The following is a 9596-nucleotide window of genomic DNA, read 5'->3' on the forward strand; positions in this document are numbered from 1 at the left end:
CATTGAGGTAATCCATCACTTCTTTACCGCTCATGTCGGTGTAAGTGACCATATTGCCAAATGGCTGCACTTTAAGCACGTCTTTGTAAGTGATATCACCGGCGATAATAGAGTCACGCACACCGCCTGAATTCATCACCGCAAAGTCAGCGTTAGCGCGTTCCATATGCGACTTAGCAATTAAGCGGCCTAGGTTGGTTTGCTGGAAGCGCACCACATCACGATCGCCTTCTAGTTTGCCGTTACTCTCAGCAATCTTAACGTTGAGCTTCTCTTGGCCTTTGTCTTGGTATGGCTTCAAGAAGTCATACAAGGCTTGGTCTTTTGCGATTTCATCTTGAATAAAGACGCGCTGGCTCTCACCATCAACCTTGATTTTCTTTTTCAGGTTCACAGGAATAAGATCGTAGCTGACAAGATTTAAATCGCCATTCTGGAATTCAAACTCGGCTTTACCGACATATTTACCCCATTCATGGGCTTGCATGATCCACGCGCCGTTTTGCTGGTCTGGGGTACACGCATCACCGGGCTCGAAACTCTCGTTATACGTGTTCGGTCCTTCCATACAAACCGGCTCTTGTGAATGGCCGCCGATGATAAGGTCAAGGTCGCCATCATCCATATAGCGCGCCAACGCCACATCACCCGGGGCGTTTACACCGCTTTTGCCATCAGCATAGTGGCCCATATGGGTTGCCGCAATAATGATATCCGGCTTTTCGGTTTCTTTGAGCTTGGCGATCACTTTTTTCGCTTCTGCTTTCGGATCACGGAAGTCGAGCGAGCCAATGTACTCAGGGTTACCAATTTTCGCGGTATCTTCTGTGGTCAGACCGACAACCGCAATTTTTAGGCCATTGCGCTCAAACATCTCGTAGGCCTGGAATTTGCGCTCGCCCGTTTCTTTATCGTAAATGTTGGCAGACAGCATTGGAAAATCGGTCCACTGCATTTGCTGCTCGAGCACGCTCAATGGGTTATCAAACTCGTGGTTACCAATCGCCATGGCGTCGTAACCGATGCGCGTCATCCCTTTAAAATCCGGCTCCGCGTGGAGTAGATCAGACTCTGGGACACCGGTATTGATGTCACCGCCTGATAGCAGTAGCACTTCACTGCCTTCTGCTTGTGCTTCTGTACGCAGCTCATCGATCAGCGTTTTGCGCGCGGCCATGCCGTATTCGCCATAGCGGTTGTGCCAGAAACGACCGTGATTGTCGTTGGTATGAAGAATGGTGAGTTTATAAGTGGTATCTGGCGCCCAACCTTGCTCTGGTGTCTCAGAGCCTGAGTTGGCACACCCTGCCAATGATGCAATTAACGCAGCACTAACCGCTGCCTTTAAACAAAGACGTTCCTTCATGATCATAGACCTTTTTAGCGAGGGATAAACCACCATCGACATCATTGTCGGTGGTTAGAAAACGCTATCTAGTCTAAAAGAATTGTTGCTATAGCGCTGAGCCATTTCATATTTTTGTTGCGATGATCACTATACGATATCCAAAATTACTGACTTTGGTGATCGGGGCAAAATTTCTAGAGCCAAGACTCTAAGCCATTAAAAAACGGTGCAGCCTTTGCTTATCGAATGAGACAGGCAAAGCCAGCACCGTGGTTTTATCAAGTGACGGTTACGCGCGGCGCGCTTGCCACCAATGACGACTACTGACAGCAATTAAGGCAGACGCGGCTAAAAAGAAACAGTAGTAAGAATGGCTGACAATCACTAAAGGAGATAGCCCAAAGCTTGCACCGAGTAACAGAATTTGTGCGCCATAAGGAATCATGCCCTGCACGACACATGAAAAGATATCCAACAAGCTTGCACTTCGCTTAGCCGGTACGGAATGCTCAGTTGCTATATTTTTAGCCACTTGGCCCGATACAACAATGGCCACGGTATTATTGGCCGTACATAAGTTAGCGAAAGACACTAACAAGGCGATGCCAAACTCGCTCGCACGAGAGTGATGCTGACCTTGGTTTTTCTGAAAGCGGACAATCACTTTATTGACTGTGTTGGTCAAAAAGCTTAATCCACCTTGGCAACGCATCAATTCAGCAATACCACCAATCATTAACGAGAGTACGAAGATTTCTTGCATGCTGGCAAAGCCGTCTTTGACCTCTTGGCTAAACGTCATCAAGGTAAAGTCAGGCGTGCTCATCAGACCCACACCCATCGCCAGCAAAATACCTGAAGTCAGGACAACAAACACATTTAGTCCCGCCAGTGCCAATACGATGATCGAAAGGTAAGGGATAACCGCCAAGTAGTTAATGCTCTCAGGCGCTTCAACTGGCGCACTTTGATTATTAAATACAAACAGAATGATCGCAGCGATGGCAGCAGGAATGGCAATGCCAACGTTCTCTTTAAACTTGTCACGCATGCTACAGCCTTGTGAGCGCGTGGCCGCGATTGTGGTATCAGAGATAAACGATAAGTTATCGCCAAACATCGCGCCGCTCAGCAATACACCTGCCATGACAGCGGGCGATTGACCGGTTGCAGTGGCCATGTTCAATGCAAAAGGCGCAAGCGCGGCAATGGTGCCCATCGAGGTGCCCATTGCAGTGGAAATAAACGCCGCAATCACAAACAAGCCCGGCAGAATAAGGCTTTCGGGGATCAGCGCTAACCCAAGATTGACCGTGGCTTCCACGCCCCCGGTTGCATCCGCCACCGAAGAAAACGCACCAGCCAGCAAATAGATTAAACACATGGCAATAATATCACCATGTCCCATGCCACGAATGAGCTGCTCAATGGCCGTATTCAGGCGCTCGCGGCTTAGGCCAATGGCCAAGATTACCGCGGGTAAAATCGCGACGTGTGCAGGCAATTGATAAAAGGCGTAGTCGACACCTTCTAAGGTAAAATACACGCCCGATCCAATAAAAAGGATTAAAAATAAAATCAGGGGAAGCAGTGCAAGCGCAGAAGGCTTCGGTGTGGTGTTTGCTGATGTTGTCATGGCAGTTTTGTTATACCTCTTATAAAACTGTCAACAAGATTACAGCCCTCTAGCCGTCCAGTCAACAAATAGACGTCTAAACATCTAAAAAACGAAGAGACACAAAAAAAGCTGCCAACGTTGGGCAGCTTTTTTATGGGTATCGATAGGCCGGATTAGYGAATATCGATATCTGCAAAGCTTTTGATCACATCATCCAGRGMYTTCATTTGCGCSAGGAAMGGCTCGAGTTTATTCAGCGGCAGGGCTGAGGGGCCATCACAACGGGCATTATCTGGGTCTGGGTGCGCTTCGATAAACAAGCCAGCAATTTTAGTGCCTAGACCTGCACGTGCTAAATCAACGGTTTGCTGACGACGGCCGCCGGATGCAGCGCCTTGCGGATCGCGACACTGGAGCGCATGGGTCACATCAAAAATAATTGGGCTACCGTTTGAGGCTTTTTTCATCACATCAAAMCCCAGCATATCAACGACCAGGTTATCGTAACCATGGCAGCTACCACGCTCACACAAAATCACCTTCTCGTTGCCGCACTCAGCAAATTTATCAACAATGTTGCCCACTTGCCCMGGGCTCATAAATTGAGGCTTTTTCACGTTAATCACCGCATCAGTTTTGGCCATGGTTTCGACCAAATCGGTCTGGCGAGCCAAAAACGCCGGTAACTGAATCACGTCGGCGACTTCCGCCACGGGCGCAGCTTGGTATTGCTCATGAATATCGGTGATCACTTTGACGCCAAAGGTACGCTTGAGCTCTTCAAAAATCTTTAACCCTTCTTCCATCCCTGGGCCACGGTAAGAGTGCACCGAGGAGCGATTCGCCTTATCAAACGACGCTTTAAAGACGTAAGGAATGCCAAGTTTGTCAGTCACTTTGACGTAATGCTCACAAATTTGCATCGCTAAATCACGTGACTCCAGCACATTCATGCCAGCAAACAAGGTGAACGGGCGATCATTCGCAACAGGTGTATCGCCAATATGGACGGTTTTTTGCGTCATAGGGGTATCCTTTATCATGCGTTAATACGCATTAATGTAACGTCGGTTGCTCTTCGTTAAGCGCTTTCACTTGCATTTTTAACAGCTCAGCGGCCGGATCGTCCGGGCACTGCTCAATAAAATATTCATAGTCGGTCGCCGCTACGCGATCGCAATCCAACTGCTGAAAAATATAGCCACGATCACGAATTTCGTAAGGATCGTCTGGGCTAAAGGTCAACGCAAGCTCACTACAACGCAGTGCCAGGGCGTACTTTTCTTCGCGTAATAAAGCACTTTTGGCCACCGTCAGCCAACGACCAATAATGGTTGGATTGTCGCTCGGCAATAAGTGTGAATCTTCAAGCTCCGCCAGCGGCCCTTGGCTCCCTTTTAACCAGCCGCGTAAAGTACGTTGGCTCACACGTTCGCCATTGAAGGGGTTAATAAACACAGGAGCGTTATCCAGTTGATCAATTCTCAACACTAATTGACTAGGAAAAGCGATGGGTTGAACGGGTAAAGATAAGCGCTCACAGAGGTATAAAAACACTGCCCCCAGTGAAGCGGGGATCCCGGTTTTACGCGCTAAGACTTTATCCAAAAAGACATTATCGGAAGAAAAGTACTGTTCGATATCGCCTTTAAACTGCCATTGGTGATAAAAAAGACGGCATAATCCCTCAAGACGCAGCGCCATATCGGGCTCGGCGCCGAGCTGATGCTCCGCTTCATCCGCGAGACGATCGAGAGAGGCCTTCACTTGATGAGCGTCGATCGACGCGTCAATGGCATGGTTGAGGCTGATAGCCCCTTCTGCCAGTGTTAGCGAATCTAATTGTTGATCGGTTAATGGCATCATATTTATCCCATTAGGTGTGGAACTTTAATCAGTGCTAAGTTAGCGGCGGCATAGGCCCACCCTAATGCACCAAAAAACGCCAGTGTCCGGAACAGTTTGCCGCGGCTGTAGTGTAAAGCAACAAAGCCTAATGCAATGTAAGCCAGTACACAGGTCAGCTTTTCGGTTAACCACGCACCAGACTCTGTAAACGGTATAAAGCCGGTGACAAAAATCAATGCGACACCGGTGGTCAATAACAAGGTGTCGACCACGTGCGGCGTGACCTTGACCCATTTTTTGTTCATCATCTCGCTATCACGCATCACCCAGACGAAACGGATCACGAATAAAGAGAGGCTTAATACCACGGTCAGTAAGTGGGTGTGCTTGAGGGCCATGTAGATCATAATGATTCCTGCTTCCTGTCAGTCTCAATTAACGTCGCTGTGCCAAGGTGATTCTATCGAGTCCAGCGTAATCTTGTTGGGTTTGGAGATTGTGCCAACCCGCTTCTTTCCATACACGACGCACCGCTTCTCCCTGGTTGTAGCCGTGTTCGACCATCAACCAGCCAGAGGCGGCTAAGTAATCGGGGGCGGATTGACCAATATAACGAATATCTGCCAACCCGCTGTCTTCAGCCACCAGCGCACTCATGGGCTCAAAACGAACATCCCCTTGTTGCAGATGCGGATCCGTCTCATCGATGTAAGGCGGATTACTGACAATCAGATCAAACCGATGCATATCGCTTAACGCCTTAAACCAGTCACTTTGAATAAAGTGGACGTTGTTAATTTGATGTGCATCCGCGTTTCGGCTTGCCAACATCACTGCTTCTGGCATCAAATCAACGCCCACAACGGTGATATCGGGGCGCTCACTGGCAATGGCTAATGCCACCGCTCCCGTGCCGGTGCCTAAGTCTAACACCCGACAAGGGGTCGCTGGCAGAAGCGCTAACGCCTGTTCTACCAAGAGTTCGGTTTCTGGACGCGGGATCAACGTCGCTGGCGATACATTCAGTCTCAGGGTCCAAAAATCACGGTAGCCCAGAATGTATGCAATCGGCTCTCCTTGCAGTCGGCGGGCAAACAGCTGACGAAATTGCGCCAGTTGTGCCGCGGTGAGTTTACGCTCGGGCCAGGTGTAGAGATAGCTGGTAGGTTGCGCTAACACATGGCAGAGCAAAGCTTTAACATCAATGCCCGCCGAGCCACCGGATAATGCGGTGAGCTCAGTGGTGCTATCGGCCAGCAACGCGCCTATCGTGACTGTCATTATGGATGCTCAGACAAGGCCGCTAATTGATCCGCTTGATGCTCTTGAATCACAGGATCCACCAAGCTATCGAGATCCCCTTGCATCACATCGTCTAAACGATACAAGGTTAAGTTAATGCGATGATCGGAGACGCGACCTTGCGGATAGTTATAAGTCCGAATCCGATCGGAACGATCGCCCGAGCCAAGCAGGTTACGACGGGTTGAGGCTTCCTCAGCGGCGCGTTTTTCTTCTTCCGCTTTAATCAAACGTGCTGCCAGTACTGACATGGCTTTGGCGCGGTTTTTATGTTGTGAACGCTCATCTTGGCATTCCACCACAGTGCCGGTCGGCAAGTGAGTAATGCGAATCGCAGAGTCGGTGGTGTTGACGTGCTGCCCACCCGCTCCCGAAGCTCGGAAGGTGTCAACTTTCAAGTCAGCCGGATTAATTTCAGGGGCTTCCGTTTCTGGCACTTCAGGCAAAATCGCCACGGTACACGCTGACGTATGGACGCGCCCTTGTGACTCCGTGGCCGGCACGCGCTGAACGCGATGGCCGCCAGATTCAAACTTAAGCACACCATACGCACCTTCTCCGGCAACACGGGCAATGACTTCTTTAAAGCCGCCGTGCTCTCCTCCACTGGCACTGATCATTTCCAGCTTCCAACCGCGTTGCTCGGCATAACGGCTATACATGCGGAACAAGTCACCCGCAAAAATCCCGGCTTCGTCGCCACCGGCCCCGGCACGGATTTCCAAAAAGCAGTTACGGTCATCGTTCGGGTCTTTCGGCAACAATAAGATTTGCAGCTGATCGGTCAACGCAACAATGCTTTGCTCGGCTTGCGCGACTTCTTCTTGCGCCATCTCGCGCATGTCAGGATCATCTTCGTTAGCCATTTCTTGCGCAGCCGCGAGGTCTTCTTTGGCTTGCTTAAACGCCGTAAAACATTTGATCACTTCTTCCAGCTGCGCGTACTCTTTCGACAGCRCACGAAATTTGTTCTGCTCACTAATGATTTCAGGCGTTCCGAGCAGGTGTTGTACTTCCTCGTAGCGCTCCGCCAGCGATTCTAGCTTCGCTAATATTGATGCTTTCATAAATCTCTTCGTTAGTTGTCGCTGTCCAGCCCCAAGCACGTACGCATCACGGCCAGTTTATCGGGCTCACCATTTTGGGCAGCCTGCTGCATCGCTTGTGTAGGAGGGTGGATCAGTTTATTGGTCAGGCGGTTACTAAGCTGGCGTAATACGCTTTCTGCGTCAGCCCCATTGGCAAGGGCTTGAATACTCTGCGCCAGCTCCGCCTGTTTAATATGTTCGGACTGTGTCCGGTATTGCTTGATGCTATCTACCGCTTCGCGTGAACGTAACCAGCGCATAAAGTCGGCGCTTTCTTCGGTGACAATGGCTTCTGCTTGGATCGCGGCCAACTTTCGTTGTTCTCGATTGTGCTCCACGATGGATTGTAAGTCATCCACACTGTACAAATAAGCATCCGATAAGTTGCCCACTTTCTCGTCTATGTCTCGTGGTACCGCGATATCGATTAACAGCATGGGTTGGTGGCGCCGCTGTTTCAAGGCTTTTTCAACCATCGCTTTTTCAATCAAAGGCATGGGCGCCGCCGTTGAACTGATCACGATATCGGCGTGGCAAAGCTGCTCGGGTAACGCGTCTAAGCCAATCACTTTGGCATCAAACTGTTCAGCTAAACATTGAGCGCGCGATTGCGTACGGTTCGCAAAGATAATTTGGCTGCATTGATGCTCATGCAAATGTCTCGCAACCAGTTCAATCGTTTCTCCCGCGCCAACCAACAATGTGGTGACGTCCGCTAAGGATTCAAAAATCTGGCGGGCCAACGTACAGGCCGCAAATGCAACAGATACCGCGTTGCCACCAATTTCGGTCTCGGTTCGTACCCGTTTTGCCACCGCAAAGGTTTTGTGGAACAATTTTTCCAACGAGCCGGAAATCATATCGGCATCACTGGCACTCGCGTACGCTTGTTTAACTTGACCTAATATCTGCGGCTCACCTAACACCAAAGAATCTAATCCACAGGCAACACGCATCAGATGCTTCACCGCAGATTGTTCCTCGTGATAATAAATGCTTGCCATCAAACTTTCGCCACTGAGTTGATGAAAGCGTGTGAGCCATTCAACCAAGACCCCGACACCAGGTTGATTTAACTCGGCGTAGATTTCGGTGCGATTGCAGGTTGAGACAATCACACAGCTGCGCACCTGCGGATGCTCGGAAAGCTGCCCTAACGCCTGCTCCAGTTGTTGCGGCGAAAAGGCGACCTTTTCCCGCAGCTCGACGGGGGCCGTTTTGTGATTGATTCCGAGAACTAACAGGCTCATGAAGCGTTGTTACCGACAGCACCAGTAAGGATTGGAGCGGGGGATTTTACTTGATGCCCCCCGTGAATTAAAGCGAACATTGTATCGCAGTATTTTCGTGGTGCGGAAATGTGAAGCCTCACGAGATTGATGACAGACTGGCCAACAACAACTATACCCATTCTTTCCTCCCGCACGGCTAAGTGCCTAACTGACTTCTCTCACCTCGGCGCTTATGGCAAAGTAATGCCAAATGCTGATCACTGTCTGTTGACGTTATAAAAGGATACTCGCTTTCATGTTCTCCTGTATACGTACTGTTTTCTCTTGTATACGCGCTGGTTTCTCTTTTATGCGCACTGGCTTCCCTTGTATACGCGCTGGTTTCTCTTGTATACGAATCAGTATGTTGACGGTCGTCTTTGCGGTGCTCTCTGGCTGTGCAACGGCGCCGGCTCCTACCACAGAATGGCAAACGCATCGCGCATCGCTTGAGACCATAGACAGTTATACCGCACGCGGTAAGGTGGCTTTTATCGCACCAGATACGCGCTTTTCTGCCAACCTTTACTGGCGCCATTCTCCGACTGAATCGACACTGCGGCTAACGAATTTTTTGGGAACCACCCTGTTATCTCTAACCATGAATGCGCAAGGTGCGACCTTGGTTGATGATCAGGGCAAGCAATACCAAGACCCTAATCCAGCCCGTTTGATCGCCTATTTGACCGGCGCCCATTTACCCGTTGATGCGCTTGCCCCTTGGTTGATTGGCCTACCACGCGCACAAGACCGCTTTTCACTCGGCCCCGATAACCGCTTGGCCGCCCTCGACGACACACAAGGTTGGGATATCGATTATCAAGGCTACAGCGCCGAGACCCAGCCTGCGCTTCCAACTCGAATCACGCTCAGTAACGACCAGCAAACGATCAAACTGATGATTTCTACTTGGACACTCGATAATGACTGAAACAACCTACTGGCCAGCGCCAGCGAAACTTAACTTATTTCTTTATATCAATGGACGCCAAGCCAATGGTTATCACGAACTGCAAACCTTGTTTCAGTTTTTAGATCACGGCGACACCTTGGCTATTACGCCTAATCACAGCGGCACGATCAACCTTAGCCCCGCCATTGACGGCGTCGATGAGAAAGAC

General features: G+C 50.0%; 9 protein-coding genes and 1 pseudogene. 2 read left to right on the forward strand and 8 right to left on the reverse strand.

What is annotated here, in order from left to right; all coding sequences use genetic code 11:
- The 8 genes from ushA to hemA all read right to left on the reverse strand — a co-directional run.
- Nucleotides 1–1366: bifunctional UDP-sugar hydrolase/5'-nucleotidase UshA (gene ushA / locus BZG79_RS07325; protein ID WP_077774078.1), on the reverse strand; the 1366-nt coding region annotated here is incomplete at its 3' end.
- Between the two features lie 271 nt (nucleotides 1367–1637).
- A complete protein-coding gene (locus tag BZG79_RS07330) occupies nucleotides 1638–2984 on the reverse strand; it encodes a Na+/H+ antiporter NhaC family protein (RefSeq protein ID WP_077660759.1) in 1347 nt (448 codons plus the stop codon).
- Nucleotides 2985–3139: 155 nt separating this feature from the next.
- Nucleotides 3140–3991, reverse strand: a complete 852-nt coding sequence (kdsA, locus tag BZG79_RS07335; RefSeq protein ID WP_077774079.1) for a 3-deoxy-8-phosphooctulonate synthase — start codon at nucleotides 3989–3991, stop codon at nucleotides 3140–3142.
- Between the two features lie 31 nt (nucleotides 3992–4022).
- Nucleotides 4023–4832: a tetratricopeptide repeat protein gene (locus BZG79_RS07340; RefSeq protein ID WP_025744492.1), complete on the reverse strand. Its 810-nt coding sequence runs from the start codon at nucleotides 4830–4832 to the stop codon at nucleotides 4023–4025.
- A 2-nt stretch (nucleotides 4833–4834) separates the two neighbouring features.
- Nucleotides 4835–5218, reverse strand: coding sequence for a SirB2 family protein (locus BZG79_RS07345; protein WP_025673295.1), 384 nt, complete (start codon nucleotides 5216–5218; stop codon nucleotides 4835–4837).
- A gap of 31 nt (nucleotides 5219–5249) precedes the next feature.
- Complete coding sequence (gene prmC / locus BZG79_RS07350; RefSeq protein ID WP_077575926.1) at nucleotides 5250–6095, reverse strand: peptide chain release factor N(5)-glutamine methyltransferase; 846 nt, start codon at nucleotides 6093–6095, stop codon at nucleotides 5250–5252.
- Nucleotides 6095–7183, reverse strand: coding sequence for a peptide chain release factor 1 (gene prfA, locus BZG79_RS07355; protein WP_077774080.1), 1089 nt, complete (start codon nucleotides 7181–7183; stop codon nucleotides 6095–6097). Before prfA ends, prmC begins: the two co-directional genes overlap by 1 nt.
- Nucleotides 7184–7194: 11 nt before the next feature.
- Nucleotides 7195–8454: a glutamyl-tRNA reductase gene (gene hemA, locus BZG79_RS07360; protein ID WP_077460061.1), complete on the reverse strand. Its 1260-nt coding sequence runs from the start codon at nucleotides 8452–8454 to the stop codon at nucleotides 7195–7197.
- 385 nt (nucleotides 8455–8839) lie between these two features.
- On the opposite strand from hemA, the gene lolB reads away from it, so the two are divergent.
- Together lolB and BZG79_RS07370 are read left to right on the forward strand one after the other, a co-directional pair.
- The gene (gene lolB, locus BZG79_RS07365) at nucleotides 8840–9406 is read left to right on the forward strand and encodes a lipoprotein insertase outer membrane protein LolB (RefSeq protein WP_025744489.1); all 567 of its coding nucleotides are present in this window, start codon (nucleotides 8840–8842) and stop codon (nucleotides 9404–9406) included.
- Nucleotides 9396–9596: pseudogene (locus BZG79_RS07370) on the forward strand (4-(cytidine 5'-diphospho)-2-C-methyl-D-erythritol kinase); the annotation flags it as partial. The gene lolB and the pseudogene BZG79_RS07370, both read left to right, overlap by 11 nt.

The sequence above is a fragment of the Salinivibrio sp. MA427 genome, from assembly GCF_001996115.1.
In the GTDB taxonomy this organism is placed as follows: domain Bacteria; phylum Pseudomonadota; class Gammaproteobacteria; order Enterobacterales; family Vibrionaceae; genus Salinivibrio; species Salinivibrio costicola.

What these genes read in the sequence shown, in the direction of transcription:
- BZG79_RS07330 (WP_077660759.1), bottom strand. Translation starts at nt 2,984, where the DNA reads ATGACAACATCAGCAAACACCACACCGAAGCCTTCTGCGCTTGCACTG.
- BZG79_RS07340 (WP_025744492.1), bottom strand. Translation starts at nt 4,832, where the DNA reads ATGATGCCATTAACCGATCAACAATTAGATTCGCTAACACTGGCAGAA.
- prmC (WP_077575926.1), bottom strand. Translation starts at nt 6,095, where the DNA reads ATGACAGTCACGATAGGCGCGTTGCTGGCCGATAGCACCACTGAGCTC.
- hemA (WP_077460061.1), bottom strand. Translation starts at nt 8,454, where the DNA reads ATGAGCCTGTTAGTTCTCGGAATCAATCACAAAACGGCCCCCGTCGAG.
- lolB (WP_025744489.1), top strand. Translation starts at nt 8,840, where the DNA reads ATGTTGACGGTCGTCTTTGCGGTGCTCTCTGGCTGTGCAACGGCGCCG.